General features: G+C 39.2%; 25 protein-coding genes and 2 pseudogenes. 24 read left to right on the top strand and 3 right to left on the bottom strand.

Annotated features, from left to right (window positions below):
* On the top strand, positions 1–451 hold a 451-nt coding region (locus PGN18_RS22325), incomplete at its 5' end, for a hypothetical protein (protein WP_335321787.1).
* A gap of 290 nt (positions 452–741) precedes the next feature.
* Here the strand turns inward: PGN18_RS22325 and PGN18_RS22320 are convergent.
* Positions 742–1,788, bottom strand: a complete 1,047-nt coding sequence (locus tag PGN18_RS22320; RefSeq protein ID WP_335321786.1) for a 3-oxoacyl-ACP synthase III family protein — start codon at positions 1,786–1,788, stop codon at positions 742–744.
* A gap of 212 nt (positions 1,789–2,000) precedes the next feature.
* Between PGN18_RS22320 and PGN18_RS22315 the strand changes: the two genes are divergently transcribed.
* Positions 2,001–2,282: an ATP-dependent Clp protease adaptor ClpS gene (locus PGN18_RS22315; protein WP_025143968.1), complete on the top strand. Its 282-nt coding sequence runs from the start codon at positions 2,001–2,003 to the stop codon at positions 2,280–2,282.
* Between the two features lie 117 nt (positions 2,283–2,399).
* On the opposite strand, the gene PGN18_RS22310 is transcribed toward PGN18_RS22315, so the two are convergent.
* Complete coding sequence (locus PGN18_RS22310) at positions 2,400–2,996, bottom strand: thioredoxin family protein (protein WP_335321785.1); 597 nt, start codon at positions 2,994–2,996, stop codon at positions 2,400–2,402.
* 357 nt (positions 2,997–3,353) lie between these two features.
* Positions 3,354–4,139 (bottom strand): 16S rRNA (adenine(1518)-N(6)/adenine(1519)-N(6))-dimethyltransferase RsmA, encoded by a 786-nt coding sequence (gene rsmA / locus PGN18_RS22305; protein WP_335321784.1) that lies wholly within the window; start codon positions 4,137–4,139, stop codon positions 3,354–3,356.
* 155 nt (positions 4,140–4,294) lie between these two features.
* Here rsmA and pdxA point away from each other — a divergent pair, with 155 nt between their 5' ends.
* The 22 genes and pseudogenes from pdxA (at position 4,295) to PGN18_RS22200 (ending at position 21,335) form a co-directional block, all read left to right on the top strand.
* A complete protein-coding gene (pdxA, locus tag PGN18_RS22300) occupies positions 4,295–5,374 on the top strand; it encodes a 4-hydroxythreonine-4-phosphate dehydrogenase PdxA (protein ID WP_335321783.1) in 1,080 nt (359 codons plus the stop codon).
* Positions 5,375–5,621: 247 nt separating this feature from the next.
* Positions 5,622–6,464 (top strand): sulfurtransferase, encoded by an 843-nt coding sequence (locus PGN18_RS22295; protein ID WP_335321782.1) that lies wholly within the window; start codon positions 5,622–5,624, stop codon positions 6,462–6,464.
* A 152-nt stretch (positions 6,465–6,616) separates the two neighbouring features.
* Positions 6,617–7,147 carry a YceD family protein gene (locus PGN18_RS22290; protein ID WP_335321781.1) on the top strand — a complete coding sequence of 177 codons (531 nt, stop codon included), beginning with the start codon at positions 6,617–6,619 and terminating at the stop codon, positions 7,145–7,147.
* A gap of 15 nt (positions 7,148–7,162) precedes the next feature.
* Positions 7,163–7,354, top strand: coding sequence for a 50S ribosomal protein L32 (gene rpmF / locus PGN18_RS22285; protein WP_025143959.1), 192 nt, complete (start codon positions 7,163–7,165; stop codon positions 7,352–7,354).
* Between the two features lie 99 nt (positions 7,355–7,453).
* A complete protein-coding gene (gene plsX / locus PGN18_RS22280; RefSeq protein WP_335321780.1) occupies positions 7,454–8,392 on the top strand; it encodes a phosphate acyltransferase PlsX in 939 nt (312 codons plus the stop codon).
* A gap of 18 nt (positions 8,393–8,410) precedes the next feature.
* Positions 8,411–9,409, top strand: a complete 999-nt coding sequence (locus PGN18_RS22275) for a beta-ketoacyl-ACP synthase III (RefSeq protein WP_335321779.1) — start codon at positions 8,411–8,413, stop codon at positions 9,407–9,409.
* Positions 9,410–9,569: 160 nt separating this feature from the next.
* Positions 9,570–10,049 carry an acetyl-CoA carboxylase biotin carboxyl carrier protein gene (gene accB / locus PGN18_RS22270; RefSeq protein WP_335321778.1) on the top strand — a complete coding sequence of 160 codons (480 nt, stop codon included), beginning with the start codon at positions 9,570–9,572 and terminating at the stop codon, positions 10,047–10,049.
* Positions 10,050–10,165: 116 nt separating this feature from the next.
* Positions 10,166–11,506, top strand: coding sequence for an acetyl-CoA carboxylase biotin carboxylase subunit (gene accC / locus PGN18_RS22265; RefSeq protein ID WP_335321777.1), 1,341 nt, complete (start codon positions 10,166–10,168; stop codon positions 11,504–11,506).
* A gap of 93 nt (positions 11,507–11,599) precedes the next feature.
* A complete protein-coding gene (locus PGN18_RS22260; protein WP_335321776.1) occupies positions 11,600–11,797 on the top strand; it encodes a DUF2683 family protein in 198 nt (65 codons plus the stop codon).
* Positions 11,788–11,970 carry a type II toxin-antitoxin system YoeB family toxin gene (locus PGN18_RS22255; RefSeq protein WP_335321775.1) on the top strand — a complete coding sequence of 61 codons (183 nt, stop codon included), beginning with the start codon at positions 11,788–11,790 and terminating at the stop codon, positions 11,968–11,970. Before PGN18_RS22260 ends, PGN18_RS22255 begins: the two co-directional genes overlap by 10 nt.
* A gap of 364 nt (positions 11,971–12,334) precedes the next feature.
* The gene (gene tatC / locus PGN18_RS22250) at positions 12,335–13,216 is read left to right on the top strand and encodes a twin-arginine translocase subunit TatC (protein ID WP_335321774.1); all 882 of its coding nucleotides are present in this window, start codon (positions 12,335–12,337) and stop codon (positions 13,214–13,216) included.
* 45 nt (positions 13,217–13,261) lie between these two features.
* On the top strand, positions 13,262–13,699 hold the full coding sequence (gene rpiB, locus PGN18_RS22245) for a ribose 5-phosphate isomerase B (RefSeq protein ID WP_335321773.1): 438 nt from the start codon (positions 13,262–13,264) through the stop codon (positions 13,697–13,699).
* 25 nt (positions 13,700–13,724) lie between these two features.
* Entirely contained in the window at positions 13,725–15,035 is a 1,311-nt protein-coding gene (locus tag PGN18_RS22240; RefSeq protein WP_335321772.1) for a M28 family peptidase, read from the top strand.
* The gene (locus tag PGN18_RS22235) at positions 15,025–15,360 is read left to right on the top strand and encodes a M28 family peptidase (protein ID WP_335321771.1); all 336 of its coding nucleotides are present in this window, start codon (positions 15,025–15,027) and stop codon (positions 15,358–15,360) included. Before PGN18_RS22240 ends, PGN18_RS22235 begins: the two co-directional genes overlap by 11 nt.
* Positions 15,361–15,466: 106 nt before the next feature.
* Positions 15,467–15,676, top strand: coding sequence for a type II toxin-antitoxin system VapB family antitoxin (gene vapB / locus PGN18_RS22230; protein WP_335321770.1), 210 nt, complete (start codon positions 15,467–15,469; stop codon positions 15,674–15,676).
* 24 nt (positions 15,677–15,700) lie between these two features.
* Positions 15,701–16,036, top strand: coding sequence for a type II toxin-antitoxin system VapC family toxin (locus PGN18_RS22470; protein WP_442955370.1), 336 nt, complete (start codon positions 15,701–15,703; stop codon positions 16,034–16,036).
* Positions 16,037–16,209: 173 nt separating this feature from the next.
* Positions 16,210–17,601, top strand: a pseudogene (locus tag PGN18_RS22225) (LutB/LldF family L-lactate oxidation iron-sulfur protein).
* Between the two features lie 28 nt (positions 17,602–17,629).
* Complete coding sequence (locus PGN18_RS22220) at positions 17,630–18,868, top strand: thiamine pyrophosphate-dependent dehydrogenase E1 component subunit alpha (RefSeq protein WP_335321769.1); 1,239 nt, start codon at positions 17,630–17,632, stop codon at positions 18,866–18,868.
* A complete protein-coding gene (locus PGN18_RS22215) occupies positions 18,765–19,607 on the top strand; it encodes an alpha-ketoacid dehydrogenase subunit beta (RefSeq protein ID WP_335321768.1) in 843 nt (280 codons plus the stop codon). Before PGN18_RS22220 ends, PGN18_RS22215 begins: the two co-directional genes overlap by 104 nt.
* A gap of 89 nt (positions 19,608–19,696) precedes the next feature.
* Positions 19,697–20,467 carry an amidohydrolase family protein gene (locus PGN18_RS22210; protein ID WP_335321767.1) on the top strand — a complete coding sequence of 257 codons (771 nt, stop codon included), beginning with the start codon at positions 19,697–19,699 and terminating at the stop codon, positions 20,465–20,467.
* Between the two features lie 7 nt (positions 20,468–20,474).
* Positions 20,475–20,603, top strand: a pseudogene (locus tag PGN18_RS22205) (hypothetical protein); the annotation flags it as partial.
* Positions 20,604–20,615: 12 nt separating this feature from the next.
* A complete protein-coding gene (locus PGN18_RS22200) occupies positions 20,616–21,335 on the top strand; it encodes an adenine deaminase C-terminal domain-containing protein (protein ID WP_335321766.1) in 720 nt (239 codons plus the stop codon).
* The last annotated feature ends 50 nt before the right edge of the window (positions 21,336–21,385 follow it).

The raw sequence follows: 21,385 nt of genomic DNA, 5'->3' as shown, positions 1-21,385 counted from the left end.
CGCAGATGGAGAGAATACTAAACTTTACGCCAATCCATTTATCGAAACCATTAACGATTTTCCTAAAAAATATGTAACGGCCAAAGCATCTATCAACAAAAAAACTTTCGCTGCAGAAATGCTTCGTTTGCAAAAACTACTTATTAGCGATAAAAAGAATGCCGCGCTCTATTATTATAAAATGGCAAATGCGGTTTACCAAACAGGTTATTTTGGTAACAGCTGGTTTCTGATCAGTTACGATTGGTCATCTTACGACAATAGCAGCCCAGCAAAATATGTATACGATGGGGATTATAAAAAGGCACAGGCCGCGAAAGCCTGGTATTTGAAAGCGAGGGCATTAAGCACCAATGTAGATTTTAAGGCAAAATGTACTTTTATGCTGGCTAAATGTTTGCAAAAAACAGATTATAATGAATGCCAACCCACTATCATTTGCTTATTATGATACAAAGGATATCAAATGGCGCAATTTCATTAATGCCAATTACAATAATCCTTATCTGAAAGAATTACGGTTTAATTACAATAAAACTCCTTTTTATGCTGTAGCCTCAAGTGAATGTAGTTATTTAGGGGATTTTATTAAGCCAAAAACTCACTAAGTAGCGTCATCCCGACTGAAGCGCAGCGAAATGCCCGCCTGTGCGGACAGGCCTGCTCGTACAGGCGGGGAAAGATCTATCAAAGCAGATTTCTCGACTTCGCTGAGCTCCGCTCGAAATGACGAATCTACAGCTACCACCTGATCAGCGCACTGGCCCAAGTAAAACCTGATCCGAATGCGGCGAGGCATACCAGATCGCCATCTTTGATTTTACCCGCCTCCCAGGCTTCGCATAAGGCAATAGGCACAGAAGCGGCTGTGGTATTTCCATATTTCTGAATATTGTTAAATACTTGATCGTCATTTAAACCCAATAATTGCTGCACATACTGACTGATACGCAGATTAGCCTGATGCGGTACCAATAGATCGATATCTTTCTCCGTTAGTTTATTTGCTGCTAAAGCTTCTTTAATTACCTCGGGAAATTTCACTACCGCTTTTTTGAAAACAGCTGGCCCATCCATATAAGGTAAAGCAGCACCACTCTCTAAAATTTCCTGCGTCATGAACAACCCACCCAATTCCTGTTCCGGATAAGCTGGTTTATCATTTAACCACTTGTTGGCATGAGATCCCGGATAATACATCGCCAGAATTTCGGCATCCGCACCATCACTATGCAAATGTGTACTTAAAATTCCTTTTCCGGCTTCATCCGTAGGCTGCAATACAACAGCACCGGCACCATCTCCAAAAATTACTGATACATTACGGCTACGGGTTTCAAAATCCATTGCAAATGAGTGTTTTTCGCTACCCACCACCAGTACATTTTTATACATGCCCGTTTTCACAAACTGATCGGCCACCGAAAGTGCATAAACAAAGCCCGAACATTGATTACGTATATCTAAAGCACCGATTTCGCCCATGCCCATTTCTCGCTGCAACAGTACACCACAACCAGGGAAATAATAATCTGGACTAAGGGTTGCGAAAACAATAAAATCAACATCTTTAGCGGTAATACCTGCTCTTTCAATTGCAATTTTGGCGGCTTCAATACCCATTGTAGTGGTAGTTTCCTCGTTACGATCGGCAAAACGGCGTTCTTTTATACCGGTACGTTCCTGGATCCAGGCATCGTTAGTATCCATAAAACGGCTCAAATCATCATTGGTATAAACATTTTTAGGAACGTAATAGCCTATTCCTGCAATTTTGGACTGGTGCATACTCGTATTTATATTATCTGGTTAGCAAATGTATTAAAAGAGATGGAAGAATATGTAAAATGTACGATGTAAGATGTATTACTGACTTCTTCCATTAAAAAGATGGATTGAAACATGCGATTATAAATCTGAGAGAGGGTATTTAGATACAAGTCAACCGATCATCCATTTTACCTATAACATCTTCCATAAAAATTAGTTATTTTTGCACCATGTCTACAGAAACCAAAGAAGAGACCTTTACGCTCGAAGAAATTTTAACTTCCTTAAAAACCGTACATCGCCTTATTTTGTGGAATGATGATATCAACACTTTCGACCATGTGATTTATTGCATGATGAAATACCTGGATTATAACGAATCGCAGGCCGAAAAAATTGCGTGGAAAGTGCATAATGAAGGTAAATGCCCTGTTCTAGAAGGGTCGTTTACTGAAATGGAAGTATACCGCAAAATTTTGCAGCAAGAAGGTTTGACTGTTTCGGTTGATTAAACAAGAGGAGTTTTTATTTTGTCGTAACGTCATGCTGGATTCATTTCAGCATCTAATTAAAGAAGAAGACCCTGAAATAAATTCAGGGTAACGACCGTATAAAAAAGAAATATAATATTACTCTTTCAACCCTCTCAAAAGCGCATTTAACCCAGCCTGTGTAGTTTCGGTTTTATCCTTAGCATACCAGCCATGAAGTTTTTCTGCCAAAATTGGCATTTCGGAAGTTTCCGTCCTCCATTCTTTTAAAAGTTCTTGTAAAACTTGTGGTCTAGGTCCCCAGGTAGCTAAAACTTGGTCGGCAGATTGGTTTAACACAATTAAGACCGGAATTGCTCTCCCCCCGTTGGTTAAATGTGCATCAATTAATGGCAGATTTTTATCCCGAAGTACAAATTTCAGGTCAATTTTACCTAAAGAGGCTGTTGCAATTTTATTGAATAACGGAACAATCTGAGCAGCATCGCCACACCAACCTTCTGTAATCACTAAAAACTTATAATTTTCTTTAAGGTGATCGATTGTTGATGTCAACTCTTCGTTTAAACTTATCGTTTTATCCACGCGATTCATGCGTTGCACATTCATTTTCGTGTAGTGCAAATCGTAAGCTACATCGCCAGTGGCCTTTCCCTCTAACAGGAGTTGATCAACCAATGCCCGATAGGTTTGATAATTCATTCCCTGTTCAAAAATTTCGCGATAATTTATCATAAGGTTTCCTAAAAATACTGTGCAAAGGAAAGGAGAAATTAGATGAGAATAATCATGATTTTGCAAGAATACGCAGAGCGGTTGATTGCATAGACTTTTAGGTTACGCAGCTTTAAAACCGATAACAGATTGGGACTTTCATCAACCTACCCCCAAACTTTGCAGTGTTTTCTGTTAATTAAACCCGATTGAAATGTAAAGCCCGTAAACGAGGCACGAGTGCGGACTTGAAATGGGAAGCGGGACTACAGGAAACGAAGACAACAGAAACCTGCTTTCTATATTTCCAAAATTGCGCTTCGAAAAAGATCCTGAAATAAATCCGATAGTGATCGGATCAGGATGACGATTGCATCACTAAGCTTCCATCAACCTACTCACATGCTGTGTTAGGGCCACGAAATCAGCCACAGTTAACTGCTCTGCACGTTTCTCGAAGTAGATATGATCGTCCATTTTATCTTTAGGCATCACCGCAGAAACGGCATTGCGCAAGGTTTTTCTCCGTTGGTTAAAACCTGCCTTAACCACCCGCCAGAATAATTTTTCGTCGCATTCTAAATTCTCCACTTCATTTCTGGTTAAACGGATTACAGCCGAATGTACCTTTGGCGGCGGATTAAACGTACCAGGTTTAACAGTTATCAGGTATTCGATTTTGTAATATGCCTGCAGAAACACACTCAAAATGCCATATTCTTTACTCCCTGCGGGTGCTGCACAACGCTGGGCAACCTCTTTTTGGAACATCCCCACCATTTCTACAACCTTATGGCGGTTATCTAAAATCTTAAATAAAATCTGCGATGAAATATTGTAAGGGAAATTACCAATAATGGCAAATTGGCCGGGAAAAATAGTGTCAAAATCGAGCTTTAAAAAATCGCCATTAATCAATCGATCGCCGAGCTGCGGGTATTTTTCGTTCAAAAAATGGAAAGATTCAGTATCAATATCAATTAGATAAGTGGTTAAATCTTTACGCTGCAGCAAAAAATCAGATAAGATTCCCATCCCTGGTCCCACTTCTAAAACCTGACTATATTTATCGGTATTCACCAAAGCCTCAACAATGCGGTTAGCAATGCCTTTATCGGTTAAAAAATGTTGTCCTAAATGTTTTTTTGCTTTTACTAAACTCATACCCCGCACCCCCGAAGGGGATTTTGAAAATTAAAATTGTTAACAAAGATAGGCTTAATATTTCGTTGCAGGTTAATTAGCAACTATTGCGGTTTCATTTTTTTTAAAGGGTTTAATCGAAAATCAGTAATTTGCGCTAAAATTTTCCAGTAATTATGAGCAATAAACTTAAAATTGGCATTAGTATAGGCGACGTGAACGGCATAGGTTTAGAGGTAATCATTAAAACATTATCTAATCCTGCCATTTTAAATTATTGTACTCCAATTGTTTATGGTCACACTAAAGTTTCATCTTTTCATAGAAAAGCAAATAACCTGGGGGATTTCAGTTTTAATGTGGTTAACCATGCCAGCCAGGCAATATCCAAAAAAGCCAACATGATCAATTGCTGGGAAGAAGATGTAAAAATTGAGTTGGGTCAGGTTACGGCGACAGGTGGCAAATACGCGCTTTTATCATTAGAACGCGCAACAGCCGATCTGGTAAACGGCGATATCGATGCTTTGGTTACCGCCCCGATTAATAAACACAATATTCAATCCGAAACTTTTGCTTTTCCTGGCCATACCGAATATCTGCAGGAAAAAAGCGGAAGTAAAGATGTGCTGATGTTTTTGATCAGCGAAAATTTACGTGTTGGCGTGGTAACAGGTCACATTCCGGTGAAAGATGTTCCGGCTGCCATTACAAAAGATAAAATTGTAAATAAATTAAAACTAATTAACGAAAGTTTAAAAAAAGACTTCTGGATCGAAAAACCCAAAATAGCTGTTCTGGGCCTAAATCCACACGCCAGTGATAATGGCTTATTGGGCACTGAGGAAGCTGATATTATTTCGCCAGCCATTCAGGAAGCTTACGACAAAGGCATTGTTTGTTTTGGCCCTTACCCTGCTGATGGCTTTTTCGGCAACGGCAGCTACAAACAATTTGATGCCGTTTTGGCCATGTATCACGATCAGGGATTAATACCTTTCAAAACATTGGCTTTCCATAATGGCGTAAACTATACCGCTGGTCTAAAATTTATCCGCACCTCTCCCGATCATGGCACAGGTTACGATATTGCAGGTAAAAATTTAGCTGATTCGACTTCATTTACCGAAGCTCTATTTTCGGCCATCCATATTGTCAAAAACCGTCGCGAACAGGAAGAAATGTTGAGCAACCAATTGCGCACAGGTGGAAAAGTTGTTGAAACGCAGTTTGACATTAAAGATGATGCTTCCTAAAAGATGGAAGGTTGAAGGTTTGTAAAAAGCCTAAAGAGCAGAGTTAGAAGTCCGAAAGTCAGAGGTCAGAGGACATGATGCTTAAAGACCAAATGCTTTAATAAAAGTCGTCCTTTAGATTGTAACGGAGAAATCTTTGAAGGAGACTGAAGTCGAAAGACTAAAAACTGAAGAGGAGAGTCAGAAGTCAGAAGACAAAGGGCTTAAAGCGCAAGCCCAAAATTTCAGGAATTATAAAAATAATCAAATGAATTCTCTATCACCCATCATAAAACCCGAAGAATTAACCTGGTTAAACCAAGACGATGAAATCGTCATTATTGATGCCAGCGCTGGGTCAAAAGCCCGGTATGATGAACAACATTTGGCTGGAGCACTTTTTGCAGATGTAAATGAAGATTTAGCCGATATTGGCGATTTTGCATTTGGTGGACGTCATCCTTTACCAACTCCTGAACAGTTTTCTGCTGTATTGCAAAAATTAGGGATTACTGAACACAGCCATGTTATTATTTATGATGATAAAAATGGCGGTAACGCAGCCGCAAGGTTATGGTGGATGTTAAAGGCTATTGGTCATAACAAAGTACAGGTGATTGATGGAGGTTTTCAGGCGGCGATTAAAGCAGGTTTTCCAATTACAGATAAAATAGAAATTCCAAAATCTGTTGCACCTTACCCAGTAAAAACATGGAGTTTACCGTTATCTGACATCAACGAAGTTGAAAAAGTAGCTAAAACAGATGATTATATTGTGATTGACGTGCGCGATACCAATCGTTTTGCTGGTCTCACCGAGCCTATCGATTTAATTGCAGGACATATTCCTGGTGCAGCCAACATTCCTTATACCGAGAATCTAGATGCATCGGGAGCTTTCCTGGCTCCTGAGGTATTAAAAGAAAAATACGAAAAAGCCCTGGCGCATGTAAAGCCTGAAAACGTGATTGTACATTGTGGATCAGGCATTACCGCTTGCCATACCCTATTAGCAATGGATTATGCTGGTTTACCGATCCCTAAACTTTACGTGGGCTCCTGGAGTGAGTGGAGCAGAAATAATAAGGAAATGATGCTGGCTAATCAGTAATTACTTGGTCAGGATACAAATCCCCCCGACTAACTGAATACTAGAAAATCTATAAGGTCTAAAAATCAAGAGTTAACATCAACAAATTTTAAAAAAACATTTTTAATATAATATTTTATCTCTACATTTGCAGGCTAAAATTTTACAGTACTTTGAACCCATTAAAACAATTTTCATTACCGTTTACCGGCTTAAAATTGGGAACTCATCAGTTTGATTATGAGCTTGATGATCGCTTTTTTAACGCTTTTGAGTATTCGTTAATTAAAAGTGGAAATTTAAAAGTAAGCCTGGAACTTGAGAAGCAAGAAACCATGTTGCTACTCAAGTTCAATGTTATCGGTACAGTTAATTTAGATTGCGATAAATGTTTATCTGAGTTTCCTTTGCCGATAAATCTTTATGAAAGGCAGATTGTAAAGTTTGCTGAAGATGAACTGGAGAGTGATGATGAAGAGATTATTTCGCTAAGCCGTAAAGAAACCGAGATTGATATTTCTGGTCCTTTATACGAAATGATTAATGTTGCAGTACCTTATATCAGAAACTGCGAACAGGCTGGTAAAGATTGCGACCAGGAGATGATTGACCGTTTAAATCAATTATCGATCGAAAACCAGACTGAAGAAAATGAACAAACAAGCGACCCACGTTGGGAAGCCCTTAATAAGTTAAAAAAATAATTAGATTATACACCAATGGCACATCCAAAACGGAAAATCTCGAAACAGAGAAAAAATAAAAGAAGAACACACTATAAAGCGGTTACTCCTTCTTTAGCAACATGCTCGGCAACAGGTGCTATCCACGTACCTCACCGTGCTTACAACGTTGATGGTAACTTATACTACAACGGCAAACTGGTTATCGAAAATACTCAGATAGGGTAATTTTCTTAAAAAATTGTTTGTGTTTTCAGCGGCTTTAGTCATACCTTAGTCAACTGAAAATTCAGGATTATTCCTGCCTAACACAAACAGATTTTTTCTATGAAAATAGGCCTCGACATAATGGGCGGAGACTATGCTCCCAAAGCAATTGTTTTGGGAGCAATAGCTGCTCATCAATCGCTTAACGCTGGAGAGCATTTAGTTCTTATTGGCGATACCGAACAGATTAAACCCATTCTGACAGAAGAAGGTTTCAATCCAGATCATTTTGAATACGTTCATACTGATGAAGTTATTGGTATGGGCGAACATCCCACCAAAGCAATCGTTCAGAAACCAAACTCGAGCATAGCGGTTGGTTTTAACCTTTTAAAAGAGGGTAAAATTGATTCCTTTGCAAGTGCTGGTAACTCTGGAGCCATGTTGGTTGGCGCAGTTTTTAGCGTTAAAACCATTCCGGGCATTATCCGCCCTTGTTTATGTACAATCCTTCCGAAAATTAAAGGTGGCACAGGCCTATTGTTAGATGTGGGTGCAAATGCTGACTGTAAACCCGATATTTTATTACAATTTGGCGTTTTAGGTAGCTTATATGCAGAAAATCTTTTGCAGATCAATGATCCTAAAGTTGCCCTGATGAATATTGGTGAAGAAGATGAGAAGGGAAATATGCTAAGCATGGCTACTTTTCCGTTAATGAAAGAAACCAGCCTCTTTAACTTCGTTGGAAATGTGGAAGGCAGAGATCTATTTAACGAAAAAGCTGATGTCATTGTTTGTGATGGTTTTACCGGAAATGTGATGCTAAAATTAGCCGAATCGTTTTATGTGCTTACCATCAAAAAGGGATTAAAAGATGAGTTTTTCGATCGTTTTAATTATGAGCAATATGGCGGAAGCCCGGTTCTAGGTGTTAATGCTCCTGTTGTTATCGGACATGGAATTTCCAGTCCGCTGGCTGTTAAAAATATGGTTCTACAATCCAGAGAAATGATCACCACCGGATTGGTAGAAAAAATTAGAATGGCATTTAAATAATTTATTAGAATTCTTAAAATGAGTAAAATTCACGCTGCTATTACAGCAGTAAATGGTTATGTCCCCGACTATGTGCTTACAAACGCAGAGTTAGAAACCATTGTTGACACTTCGGATGAATGGATTACCAGCAGAACGGGAATTAAAGAACGTAGAATTTTAAAAGGTGAAGGTTTAGGTACTTCCGATATGGCTGTTCATGCTGTAAACGGTTTGCTTAAGAAGAGAGGCATTGATGCAAAAGAAATTGAACTGATTATCTTTTGCACCACTACTCCTGATTTTACTTTCCCTGCTACAGCAAACGTTTTAGCCGATAAAGTTGGCGCTACCAATGCCTGGGGTTACGATTTACAGGCCGCTTGCTCTGGTTTTTTATTTGGTCTTTCTACAGGTGCATCATTTATCGAATCAGGCAGACATAAAAAAGTTTTAGTAGTTGGTGGCGATAAAATGTCGTCAATTATTAACTATGAAGATCGCACCACCTGCATCATTTTTGGTGATGGTTGCGGCTGCGCTTTATTAGAGCCAAATGAAGAAGGCTTGGGTATTCAGGATTCTATTTTAAGAACGGATGGTTCTGGAAGAGATTTCTTAGGTATGAAAGCTGGTGGTTCAGTTAAACCTGCAACCCACGAAACCATTGATGCCAAAGAGCATTTTGCGCATCAGGAAGGGCCAACAGTGTTTAAATTTGCGGTAACGAATATGGCCGATGTTGCAGCCGAAATTATGGAGCGCAACAGTTTAACTGCTGAAGATGTGGCCTGGTTAGTACCCCACCAAGCCAATAAACGTATTATAGATGCCACTGCTAACCGCATGGGGGTTACCACCGATAAGGTGATGATCAACATCGAACGTTTTGGAAATACAACTAATGGAACCATCCCTTTATGTTTATGGGAATGGGAAAGCAAGTTGAAAAAAGGTGATAACATCGTTTTAGCTGCATTCGGTGGTGGCTTTACCTGGGGTTCGGTATACCTTAAATGGGCTTACGACTCTGAGTAATTGAGTTGAACGCCTGGAGTTGGGAGTTAATTGATAAATCATAGCCATAAACTATCAGCCATTAGACATCAACCTAAAGCGGTTGCAAAGAAAATAAAACAAAAAAAGTATAACTTAGTTAATTCAATAAACACTATTTTTTACATAACTAGCCTAAAAAATGGATATTAAACAAATACAGGAACTGATTAAATTTGTTTCTCGTTCAGGAGTAAATGAAGTTGCAATTGAGCAGGAAAACTTCAAAATCACGATCAAAACAAACCAGGCACCAACGGTTGTGCATGCTACCGTACCACAGGCTCCGCTTGTACAGGCTGCTGCTCCGGTTGCCACAGCTCCTACTGCTCCTGCCGCAGCAACCCCAGCTGTACCGCCTGCTGCAGAAGACACATCGAAATACATTACGATCAAATCGCCAATGATCGGTACTTTCTACCGTTCGGCCAGCCCTGAAAAACCGATGTTTGTTAATGTTGGTGATGAAATTAGCGCAGGTAAAGTAGTTTGTATTATAGAGGCAATGAAGCTTTTCAACGAAATTGAAAGTGAAGTTTCAGGCCGTATCGTTAAAATATTGGTTGATAATGCATCACCTGTAGAGTACGACCAACCATTGTTTTTAGTAGAACCTATTTAGTTATTGATTACGCAGATTAATTAGATAACACCGATTACAATTGATTAGAATGATGGTTATTTTCCGAATAAATCGGTGTAATCATTAACATCGGTGTAATCAAAAAAGGTAAAATTATGTTTAAAAAAATACTAATTGCCAACAGGGGCGAAATCGCTTTGCGTATTATCCGTACCTGTAAGGAAATGGGCATCAAAACCGTTGCTGTTTATTCTACCGCCGATCGCGAAAGTTTACACGTACGTTTTGCTGATGAGGCTGTTTGTATTGGCCCGCCACCTAGTAAAGATTCTTATTTAAATATCCCGAATATCATTTCTGCGGCAGAATTAACCAATGCCGATGCCATACACCCAGGTTATGGGTTCTTGTCAGAAAATGCTAAGTTTTCTAATATCTGCCGCGAATATAATATCAAATTTATTGGTGCTACGCCAGAGCAGATTAATGACATGGGCGATAAAGCTTCGGCGAAAGAAACCATGAAAAATGCTGGTGTTCCAACCATTCCAGGATCGGAAGGTTTGCTTACCAGTGTTAAAGAAGGTATTGCAATTGCCAACGAAATGGGTTATCCGGTTATTCTTAAAGCTACTGCCGGCGGTGGTGGCCGTGGGATGCGCGTAGTTTGGAAAGATGAAGATTTCGAAAATGCCTGGGATAGCGCACGTCAGGAATCTGGCGCAGCATTCGGCAATGATGGTTTATATTTAGAAAAATATATAGAAGATCCACGCCACATTGAAATTCAAGTTATCGGCGATCAGTTTGGCAAAGCCTGTCACTTATCAGAACGTGATTGTTCAATCCAGCGCCGTCACCAGAAATTGGTAGAAGAATCCCCTTCTCCTTTCATGACTGATGAATTACGTCAGAGAATGGGGGAAGCAGCAATTAAAGGAGCAACCGCTGTAAATTATGAAGGAGCTGGTACAATCGAATTTTTGGTTGATAAACACCGTAATTTCTATTTTATGGAGATGAATACCCGTATCCAGGTAGAGCATCCGGTTACCGAGGAAGTAATCAACTTCGATTTAATTAAAGAACAGATAAAAGTTGCGGCGGGTATTCCGATCTCAGGTAAAAACTATACTCCAGAGATGCACGCCATTGAGTGCCGTATCAATGCCGAAGATCCGGCAAATAATTTCCGTCCGTCACCAGGAAAAATTACAAATTTCCATTCTCCAGGTGGTCACGGTGTTCGTGTTGATACGCATGTTTATGCAGGTTATTCGATTCCTTCCAATTACGATTCGATGATTGCAAAACTAATCTGCGTAGCTCAAACCCGCGAGGAAGCGATCTGTACTATGGAGCGTGCGTTAAGCGAATTCGTAATTGAGGGTATAAAAACTACGATCCCATTCCATTTACAATTGATGAAAGACCCTAATTTCAGAGCTGGAAATTTCACTACCAAGTTCATGGAAACCTTCGAGTTTTCGGAGTAACATAAAGTTTTATAAAAATTTAATCCCATTTTGGTAAAACAGAATGGGATTTTCTTTGTCGAAGAATTAAATTTACTTCAGTAAATTTGAATTATGGAAACATTAATTGTACATCCGGAAAACAAAGCGCAATTAAATGCTGTAAAACATGTCCTAAAAGCCATGAAGATTTCTTTTGAAAAAAAGGAGAAAGCCTATGACCCAGAATTTGTAGAAAAAATTTTACAAGGCGATAAAGACTTCAAAGAAGGAAACTTCATAAAAGTTGATTTAGACAACTTATGGAAATAGTTTTCCTTCCAAAAGCTAACAATGATTTAGATTTTTGGAAGAAATCGGGAAACAGCATCATACAAAAGAAAATTCATAGCCTACTGGTTGCCATAAGCGCTTCTCCATTTGAAGGCATCGGGAAGCCAGAGGCACTAAAATATAGTCTTGCATTATTAAAATCTATTCGCTAAGAGGACGTTACAACTAACCTAAGATCCTATTTTATCTACATACTATCTTGCTCTCAATAACCAGAGCAGGAAATTTCACCATATAATTCATGGAAACATTTGAGTTTTCTAAAGGATAATGGTAATTTTCTTATTGCCGAACCTAAATCGTTAATCGTTATAGGAGAAGATAGCGTATATCAATTTAATTACAACAGTGCTGCAAATTTAAGACAAATGAGCATCATTAAAAACCAATCGTAAGACTAAGCACGAACAATGCTCTTCAATTTTACATCGGATTTCTCATAATAATATAAACTATTTCTATATTTAGCACGTAAATACCAGTCTATTCAAATAGAATGGTATTTTTGTTTTTAACATGAGCGACACTAAAAAAACTTTACTTACAAAAGCTATCGGTCAAAAGAGCACCAATTTAGAGGCTGAAATGTCTTTTTTCGATCACCTGGATGTTCTCCGTAAACATTTAATCAGAGCCGTAATTGCCATTGCCGTTTTTACGGGTATCGCTTTTTACTTCAATGAAGAGATTCTGGATAAAATAATTTTTGGACCTAAAAAACCTGATTTTTGGACCTACCGAATGATGTGTAAACTGGTAGAGCATTTTCCCTCATTAGGTAAGGATATGTGTATCACCAAAATCAATGGTGAAATTATCAATACCGAAATGGCCGGACAGTTTAACCTTCAGTTAAATATTTGTGTAATGTGTGGTATCGTGGTGGGCTTTCCTTATCTCTTGTGGGAAATCTGGCGGTTCGTTAAACCTGCCCTGCACGATAATGAGCGCAAATCGGCAAGTGGTTTTGTATTTTTTGCATCGCTGTTGTTCATTATCGGCATCTTTTTCGGCTATTTTATTGTTTGTCCATTATCGGTTAATTTTTTAACTGGTTATACCGTTAGCGCTGAAATTAAAAATACTTTCACGGTTGATTCCTACCTATCGTCAGTTGCAACCCTTACTTTGGGTACTGGGATTATCTTCGAACTTCCGGTTATCATTTTCATTCTATCCAAGCTTGGCTTAATGACTCCAAAACTGATGCGGGCCAGCAGAAGATATGCCACCGTTATTATTTTAATTATTGCGGCAATTGTAACCCCTACACCAGATATCATGACGATGTTGATTGTAGCTACCCCATTATTCTTATTGTATGAGCTAAGTATTTTTGTTTCGGCCTACATTGAAAGAAAGAAGAAAAAGGCCGAAGCTGCATTCTATGCGAACTAACAAAAACATTACGAACAGCATTCACAATTCTCTATACATTTGACAATGTCTGACACAAAAATAAAAATTGCTATTGGCGCAGATCATGCCGGATTCGATTACAAAGAAATATTAAAAGATTTCTTAAAGGATTACGAAGTAAAAGATTTTGGGCCTTCTTCAGCAGATTCGGTTGATTATCCTGATTTTGCACATCCTGTGGCCAGCGCTGTTGAAAACGAAGAATTTACCTATGGCATCTTACTTTGCGGCTCTGCTAACGGTGTAGCCATAACAGCTAACAAGCACCAGGGTATAAGGGCAGGCCTTTGTTGGGAAAACGAAGTAGCTTCATTGGTACGCCAGCATAATAATGCCAATGTACTTTGTATTCCGGCCCGTTTTGTTTCTGTAGATGAAGCCAAACAAATTACCAAAACCTTTTTAACCACGGCATTTGAAGGTGGCCGCCACCAAAATCGGGTTGAAAAAATTTCTTGCTAATCCGATCTCAATTAAAATTATTATCATGAACAAAAAGTTTTTAACCCTCGGTTTGGCTACACTTGTTTCAGCAAGCTGTTTTAGCCAGATTAAACCCCTACCTGCCAATAAAGACGCTATTAAATTTAGCAAGGCCATTAATCCTGATAATGCCTATAAACACCTTTCAATTTTAGCATCTGACGAATATGAAGGCCGGGAGACAGGAACTAAAGGCGCCTGGATGGCTGCAGATTATATCCGAGATTATTTTAAATCGATTGGCCTAAAAGGTCCGGTTAATGGCAGTTATTTTCAAAAAATTAATCTGGTAAATGTCACCTTAAAGGAAAGCCATGTAACCGTTAATGGTCAGCCAAAAGAGTATCAGAAAGATTATATCGTATCACCAAGCCTAATCAGCGATAACGGCTTTACTTTTTCTACTGATCAGATTGTATTTGTTGGCTATGGCATTAAGAAAGACAACTATAACGATTTTGCTGGTACAGATATTAAGGGCAAAGTAGTGATGATGTTTAACGGTGGCGATCCAACCATTAAACCTGGTACCCGTGTTGATAGAGCTGCTTACCGTGCCATGTTGGAAAGTAGGGCAAAATATTTTGCTGAAAATAATGTAAAAGCCATTATCCTGATCGATCCAAGTGTAGATAGAATTACCGAAAACACCAAACAGGCTCAAAACAGTGGTCGCGTAATGGTCAAAACAAATGCGGCTATTGAGGCTCAGAAACAAAATGAAACGCCGCGCATCTCTATCTCTGTAGCTTTAGCCAACGATCTGTTAAAATCAGCCAATACTACTATAGCGGATTTACAAAAGAAAATCACTGAAAGCCTTACACCTGCTTCGCAAGTGCTAAATGTTCCTTTCTCGGCGAGTGCTGCTAAAAACGAAACATCGGTGAGGTGCGAAAATGTTTTGGGTTACTTAGAGGGTTCTGATCCGGTGCTTAAAAAAGAAGTATTAATCTTAACTGGTCACTATGATCATATTGGTTTAGAAACTGATCCTAACGCGAAAGATAAAGTAAACAACGGTGCTGATGATGATGGATCAGGTACTACAGGTGTTTTATTAATGGCAAAAGCTTTTACTGATGCCAAAAAAGCAGGTAAAGGCCCTAAACGCAGCATCTTATTTATGACTGTGGTTGGAGAAGAGAAAGGCCTTTGGGGTTCTGAATGGTATTCGGAGCATCCCATTTTCCCAGTCGCCAATACAATTGCTGATTTAAATACGGATATGATTGGCCGTACAGGTGAAGAGTATTTTGGGCAAACCAGATTCAGCAAACTATATTTATTCTGTAGGTTCAAGAATGTTAAGTAGCGACCTGGCTAACTTAAGTGAGCAGGTAAATGCTACTTATACTAAAATGAAACTGGATTATAAATATGATGACCCGAAAGATCCTGAGCAGATTTATTACCGCTCAGACCACTATAACTTCGCCAAATTAGGCATTCCGATTATTTTCTATTATGATGGAATGTTACAACAGGATTACCACAAACCAGGCGACGAAGTAAGTAAAATTAATTTCCCTTTACTCACAAAAAGAGCAAAACTAACCTATTTTACGGCGTGGGAACTTGCCAACAGGGCTAAACGTCCGGTGGTAGACATGGATGGAAAAGGAAATCCGAAGAAATAACTTCAAATACTCAGCCTCAACTAAATGTTGGGGCTTTTTGTTTTAATGGGGCAATCGTAACTTTATATTTAAAGATTAAACTGTTATTTTTGATAAAAGCGAGTTTATGGATCAATTTCATATTTTAGAAAAAATTAAAATGATCCCTGTTGCTTATCAGCAAGAGGTAGAAGACTTTATTGATTTAATTTTGCAAAAAAACGATCTTAAAAGAAGTGAGAAAAAAAGTAATAGAAAAATTGGTTTACTTAAGGGAAAAATGAAAATGAGTGATGATTTTAATTCTCCATTACAAGATTTTAAAGATTACATGTAGTGAAAAAATACTTGCTTGATACACATGTTTTACTTTGGATGCAGGACGACAATCTTGCATGATCTAACAGGGCAAGAAAAATTTTTAGAAGATCCAACAGTTAACCTTTACCTGAGCATTGCCAGTTTATGGGAAATTACTATAAAACAATCACTAGGTAAGCTCCGATTAGAATATTCATTAGATGAACTAGTTGAATCATGCAATGAAACTAACATCACGATTCTTCCAATAGATATAGAAACGTTAAAAACACTTAAATCTTTACCATTCCTCCACCGTGATCCTTTCGATAGAATTATTATTGCCACAAGTTTGGGGATTAGGTTTGGATTTTATTTCAAGAGACGAAATAGCTAAAAAATATATAACTGGAGCAATCTGGTAAAATCTTGCCATTATATTTTTATAATAATTTCTTTTGTTTCAAATTTCAAAAAATAAACTCAATAGGGTTTCCTATCTTTGGTTTTTAGCGAGGTAGCACCAAACTAAAACGGTTAAACTACGTTACCCCTATAATAAAATTGCCATTGATGAAAACTGCCGAGGAATTTTTAGAGAAATCTGATGAAAAAGCTTTCGATTTACCACATCGTAAAACCATAAATTATAATATTGGTAAGTACAATACAGCAGTTGAAAGGGGGCTTATCAAAATTTGAAAATTTAGAGGCTTCCAAGAAAAAGGCACACGTTATTAAATGGCGGGTAATGGAAAATCTTGACAAGTTCTTACCAGAATTCGAGTCAAATTTTCAACGCCGGGGGTGGTAAGGTAATCTGGGCAAATGATGCTGCAGAAGCCCAGCAAGAAATCCTCAATATCATTAAAAGAAATAATGGGGAAAACGGTCATTAAATCTAAATCAATGACCACCGAAGAAATTCATCTGAACGACTTTTTGGAGCAAAACAATATCGAATCGTTAGAAAGCGATCTCGGCGAGTACATCGTTCAGTTATTGGGCCAGGCGCCCTACCACATTGTTACCCCTGCCATGCACTTAAGTGCTACTGATATCGCGAAGTTATTTCATGATAAATTTGGAACTCCCATTGATGCCACACCACCGCAGCTGGTACAAAAAGCAAGGGAACTACTTAGAGAAAAATATTTAAATGCCGATATTGGCATTAGTGGCGGTAACTTCCTGATTGCCGATACCGGAAGTGTTGCCATCACCGAAAACGAAGGAAATGCCAGATTAAGTACAACCTTTCCTAAAATCCATATTGCCATTGTTGGTATCGAAAAGATAATCCCTTCTATAACCGATTTGGATTTATTCTGGCCTCTACTGGCTTCACATGGTACCGGACAGAACTTAACCGTTTACAACAGTATCCTTAGTGGTCCACGTCAGCCAAATGAAACAGATGGACCCGAAGAAATGTATGTCATCCTGCTGGATAACGGCCGAACAAATTTATTGGCCCAAAAAGATCAGCGGCAAGGTTTATATTGCATTCGTTGTGGTGCCTGTTTAAATGCCTGCCCTGTATATAAAAATATTGGCGGGCATACCTATAACACCACTTATAGCGGCCCGATTGGTTCTGTAATTACGCCGCACCTAAAAGGCATGGAAGAGTTTAAGCATTTAAGTTACGCTTCCAGTCTCTGCGGAAAATGCTCGGAAGTTTGCCCGGTAAAAATCGATATTCATAAAATGTTGTTGCTTAACCGCAGAGATGCGGCAGCTGCCCATGAGAATGGCAGACAGGAAGAAATAGGCTGGAACATGTTCAGCAAGATGATGCAAAAACGCAAGTGGATGGACTTCTTTGGTGGAAAATTTAAAAACTTTATGCTCAAAACCTTCTTTAAAAAGAGTTGGGGCAAATACCGCGAAATGCCAAAAGTTGCCGATAAATCATTCGCCAAACAATTTGAGGAGATGAAAAAGAATCGGGAATCTTAATCAGAAACCATTAGCCCAACAGCCAAATATGCATTTTAACCGAAGAGATAAAGACGATAAATTCTTGCTGAATTTATATAAAAAACTGCTTTATCCCCGGATGGTAGAGGATAAAATGCTCAAATTATTACGTCAAGGGCGTATAGGTAAATGGTTTTCAGGTATTGGGCAAGAAGCCATTGCCGTTGGCAGTACCTTAGCCATGCGAAGCAATGAGTATATTTTGCCCATGCACCGCAATTTAGGTGTTTTTACCTCTCGTAATATTCCGTTAAAAAAATTAATGGCTCAATGGCAAGGTAAAGCAACTGGATTTACAAAAGGCCGCGACCGCTCCTTTCATTTTGGTACACAAGATTATAAAATTATAGGGATGATTTCCCATCTGGGCCCGCAAATGGCGCTTGCTGATGGCATTGCCTTGGCTGATTTACTGGCTAACAGAAAACATGCCACCCTCGTTTATACCGGCGAAGGCGCTACCAGCGAAGGTGATTTCCATGAAGCCATAAATGTTGCAGCTGTCTGGAGCCTGCCAGTAATCTTTTTAATTGAAAATAACGGCTACGGCTTGTCAACTCCAAAATCAGAACAATACAGATGCAAAAATCTGATAGATAAAGCTATTGGTTATGGTATTGAAGGCCGGCAAATTGATGGTAACAATATTCTTGAAGTGTACGATACCATTAATCAGCTGACCATGGAAATCAGGAAAGATCCAAGACCTGTTTTGGTTGAGTGTATGACTTTCAGGATGCGAGGTCACGAAGAAGCTTCAGGTACCAAATATGTTCCGCAAGAACTTTTTGACGAATGGGCAAAGAAAGACCCCTTAAACAATTATGAAGCCTATTTAATTGAACAGGGTATTTTAACTGCCGATACCATTACGGATATCAAAATCCAGTTTAAAAAAGATATTGAAATAGCAGTTGAAGAAGCTTTTGAAGAGCCAGAGCCTATTACAGATACCATTCAGGAAGAAACGGACATGTATTTTCCTTACCAGCCCGAGGTGGTTCAACCTGGTAAATCTGCTACTGAAAAACGGTATCTGGATGCGATTAGCGATGCACTCGATCTCGCTATGGAAAAATACCCTAACCTGGTTTTAATGGGACAGGATATTGCTGATTATGGCGGGGCATTTAAAATTACAGATGGCTTTATGGCTAAATTCGGCAAAAACCGGGGTGCGCAATACACCCATTTGCGAATCGGCCATTGTAGGTGCTGGTTTAGGCCTATCCATAAATGGCTATAAAGCTGTTGTAGAAATGCAGTTTGCTGATTTTGTAAGCGTTGGCTTTAACCAGATTGTAAACAATTTAGCCAAAACGCATTATCGCTGGGGCGAAAAAGCCGATGTAGTGGTGCGCATGCCTACTGGTGCTGGAACAGGTGCAGGCCCCTTCCACTCACAAAGCAACGAGGCATGGTTTACTAAAACACCAGGTTTAAAAATTGTCTACCCCGCATTTCCTGTAGACGCCAAGAGCCTGCTATTGGCTGCCATTGCCGATCCCAATCCGGTGATCTACTTTGAACATAAATACCTTTACAGAAGTTTGATTGGGACAGTACCCGACGGTTATTATACTACCCAAATAGGGAAAGCCATTACCATAAGAACGGGTAGCCAATTTGCAATTATTACCTACGGTTTAGGTGTACATTGGGCTTTGGAACATTTAAACAATCATCCTGAACAAGCAGCTACCCTGATTGATCTGCGTACGCTCCAGCCATGGGATCAGGAAACGGTGAAGGAAGCTGTAAAAGCTACCGGACGTGTGCTCATTTTACACGAAGACACTTTGACTAATGGTTTCGGTGCCGAAATATCAGCCTGGATTGGAGAACATCTTTTCCATTACCTGGACGCACCAGTAATACGCTGTGCAAGTTTAGATACTGCCATCCCAATGAATAAAGTACTGGAAGATGATTTTTTAGCTAAAGCCCGGCTGGCAGCAACAGTTGATAAATTATTAAAATACTAACTCCGATCGTCATGCTGAATTGATTTCAGCATCTCTCCAGGTTGAGGCCCTGAAATGAATTCAGGGTGACGATAATTAAATATAAAGAAATGGGCACATTCAAAGTCGAAGGAAACATAGTTAATATCTTCAAACGAAACATTTTCTTTGGCGAAGTAACGGTTGAAGCCGGAAAAATAAAATCAATTACCAAAATTTCGGAAGAACGTCCTGACAGCAGTTTCATTACTCCCGGTTTTATTGATAGCCATGTACATATCGAAAGCAGCATGCTCATTCCGAGCGAATTTGCGCGTTTGGCTGTGGTACACGGCACGGTGGCTACCATTAGCGATCCGCATGAGATTGCCAATGTTTGCGGCATGGAGGGTGTTGAATTTATGATTAAAAATGGCAATACCGTACCCTTTAAATTTAATTTCGGTGCACCAAGCTGCGTACCTGCTACCACTTTCGAAACTGCGGGAGCCGAGTTAAATCACAATGATGTTAAAGCGCTTTTAAAACGCCCGGAGATTAAATACCTCAGCGAGATGATGAACTTTCCGGGAGTGCTTCACAAAGATGAAGAAGTTTTAAAAAAGATTGCTGCTGCCCACCAGCTGGGAAAACCTGTTGATGGGCATGCTCCAGGCTTACGTGGTGATACAGTCCAAAAATATATTGATGCCGGTATTTCTACCGACCATGAATGTTTCACTGCCGAAGAAGCGCTGGATAAACTGCAGCGCGGCATGAAAATCCTGATCCGTGAAGGCAGTGCAGCCAAAAATTTCGAGGCGCTAATTCCCTTACTTCACGATTGGCCCGAAATGATGATGTTTTGCAGTGATGATAAACATCCTGATAGTTTAGTTTGAAAATCACATCAACGAAATTTGCGCTAGGGCGGTAGCCGAAGGAATCGATGTTTTTAAAGTACTTCGCGCTGCCTGTATCAACCCGATCTTACATTATAAGCTGGAAGTTGGTGCACTACAAATAAACGATGACGCTGATTTTATCGTGATGGAAGATCTTGTTAATTTTAAGGTCAAACAAACCTATATTAATGGTCTTTTACTTGCAGAAAACGGCAAAATGACAGGCAACTGGATCAAGCACATAGCTGGTAAAGAATCAATTAACCGTTTTAATTGCAGCCTGAAAAAAGAAGAGGATTTCATTTTAGGATACACAGATCAGTTGGAAATTCCAGTGATTGAAGCGCTAAATGGTCAGCTGATTACAAATAAAACACAGGCAAAACCAAAGGTAGAAAATGGCAATATTGTAAGTGATGTGGCTAATGATATCCTCAAAATGGTGGTGGTCAACCGCTATCATGATGCGCCCATTGCCATTTCCTTTGTTAAAAATTTTGGCTTAAAACAGGGCGCAATTGCCTCTAGTGTAGCGCACGATAGTCATAACATTATTGCCCTTGGAGTTGATGAAAAGAGTATTTGTAATGCAGTAAACCTGGTAATTAAAGAAACTGGTGGTGTGGTAGCTTTAGGCCATGGAAAAGAAGAAGTGTTGCCGTTGCCGGTTGCCGGCTTAATGAGTAACCATAACGGTTACGAGGTTGCTAAATGTTATACCGCTATCGATCAGTTTGCAAAAGAGTTAGGTTCAACCCTCCTTGCCCCTTTTATGACGCTTTCTTTTATGGCACTTTTAGTTATTCCGCATTTGAAATTAAGCGATAAGGGTTTATTTGATGGTGATGAGTTCAGGTTAATATAACAATGTGTACGTCACCCTGAACCGAACCTTAGTGAGCTCACCGAAGGTAA

It is taken from the genome of Pedobacter terrae (assembly GCF_036946585.1).
GTDB lineage: Bacteria > Bacteroidota > Bacteroidia > Sphingobacteriales > Sphingobacteriaceae > Pedobacter > Pedobacter terrae_C.
This window is presented reverse-complemented; position numbering and strand designations above follow the sequence as displayed.

Bases quoted from the DNA above. Each gene is read 5' to 3' on its own strand.
- PGN18_RS22310 (WP_335321785.1), bottom strand. From the start codon at position 2,996: ATGATAAATTATCGCGAAATTTTTGAACAGGGAATGAATTATCAAACC.
- PGN18_RS22210 (WP_335321767.1), top strand. From the start codon at position 19,697: ATGGGCACATTCAAAGTCGAAGGAAACATAGTTAATATCTTCAAACGA.
- plsX (WP_335321780.1), top strand. From the start codon at position 7,454: ATGAAAATAGGCCTCGACATAATGGGCGGAGACTATGCTCCCAAAGCA.
- PGN18_RS22295 (WP_335321782.1), top strand. From the start codon at position 5,622: ATGAATTCTCTATCACCCATCATAAAACCCGAAGAATTAACCTGGTTA.
- PGN18_RS22255 (WP_335321775.1), top strand. From the start codon at position 11,788: ATGGAAATAGTTTTCCTTCCAAAAGCTAACAATGATTTAGATTTTTGG.
- PGN18_RS22200 (WP_335321766.1), top strand. From the start codon at position 20,616: ATGGAAGATCTTGTTAATTTTAAGGTCAAACAAACCTATATTAATGGT.
- accB (WP_335321778.1), top strand. From the start codon at position 9,570: ATGGATATTAAACAAATACAGGAACTGATTAAATTTGTTTCTCGTTCA.
- PGN18_RS22260 (WP_335321776.1), top strand. From the start codon at position 11,600: ATGGAAACATTAATTGTACATCCGGAAAACAAAGCGCAATTAAATGCT.
- rpmF (WP_025143959.1), top strand. From the start codon at position 7,163: ATGGCACATCCAAAACGGAAAATCTCGAAACAGAGAAAAAATAAAAGA.
- rpiB (WP_335321773.1), top strand. From the start codon at position 13,262: ATGTCTGACACAAAAATAAAAATTGCTATTGGCGCAGATCATGCCGGA.
- tatC (WP_335321774.1), top strand. From the start codon at position 12,335: ATGAGCGACACTAAAAAAACTTTACTTACAAAAGCTATCGGTCAAAAG.
- PGN18_RS22220 (WP_335321769.1), top strand. From the start codon at position 17,630: ATGCATTTTAACCGAAGAGATAAAGACGATAAATTCTTGCTGAATTTA.
- PGN18_RS22235 (WP_335321771.1), top strand. From the start codon at position 15,025: ATGTTAAGTAGCGACCTGGCTAACTTAAGTGAGCAGGTAAATGCTACT.
- PGN18_RS22320 (WP_335321786.1), bottom strand. From the start codon at position 1,788: ATGCACCAGTCCAAAATTGCAGGAATAGGCTATTACGTTCCTAAAAAT.
- PGN18_RS22315 (WP_025143968.1), top strand. From the start codon at position 2,001: ATGTCTACAGAAACCAAAGAAGAGACCTTTACGCTCGAAGAAATTTTA.
- PGN18_RS22470 (WP_442955370.1), top strand. From the start codon at position 15,701: ATGTTTTACTTTGGATGCAGGACGACAATCTTGCATGATCTAACAGGG.
- pdxA (WP_335321783.1), top strand. From the start codon at position 4,295: ATGAGCAATAAACTTAAAATTGGCATTAGTATAGGCGACGTGAACGGC.
- vapB (WP_335321770.1), top strand. From the start codon at position 15,467: ATGGATCAATTTCATATTTTAGAAAAAATTAAAATGATCCCTGTTGCT.
- rsmA (WP_335321784.1), bottom strand. From the start codon at position 4,139: ATGAGTTTAGTAAAAGCAAAAAAACATTTAGGACAACATTTTTTAACC.
- PGN18_RS22275 (WP_335321779.1), top strand. From the start codon at position 8,411: ATGAGTAAAATTCACGCTGCTATTACAGCAGTAAATGGTTATGTCCCC.
- PGN18_RS22240 (WP_335321772.1), top strand. From the start codon at position 13,725: ATGAACAAAAAGTTTTTAACCCTCGGTTTGGCTACACTTGTTTCAGCA.
- PGN18_RS22215 (WP_335321768.1), top strand. From the start codon at position 18,765: ATGGCTTTATGGCTAAATTCGGCAAAAACCGGGGTGCGCAATACACCC.
- accC (WP_335321777.1), top strand. From the start codon at position 10,166: ATGTTTAAAAAAATACTAATTGCCAACAGGGGCGAAATCGCTTTGCGT.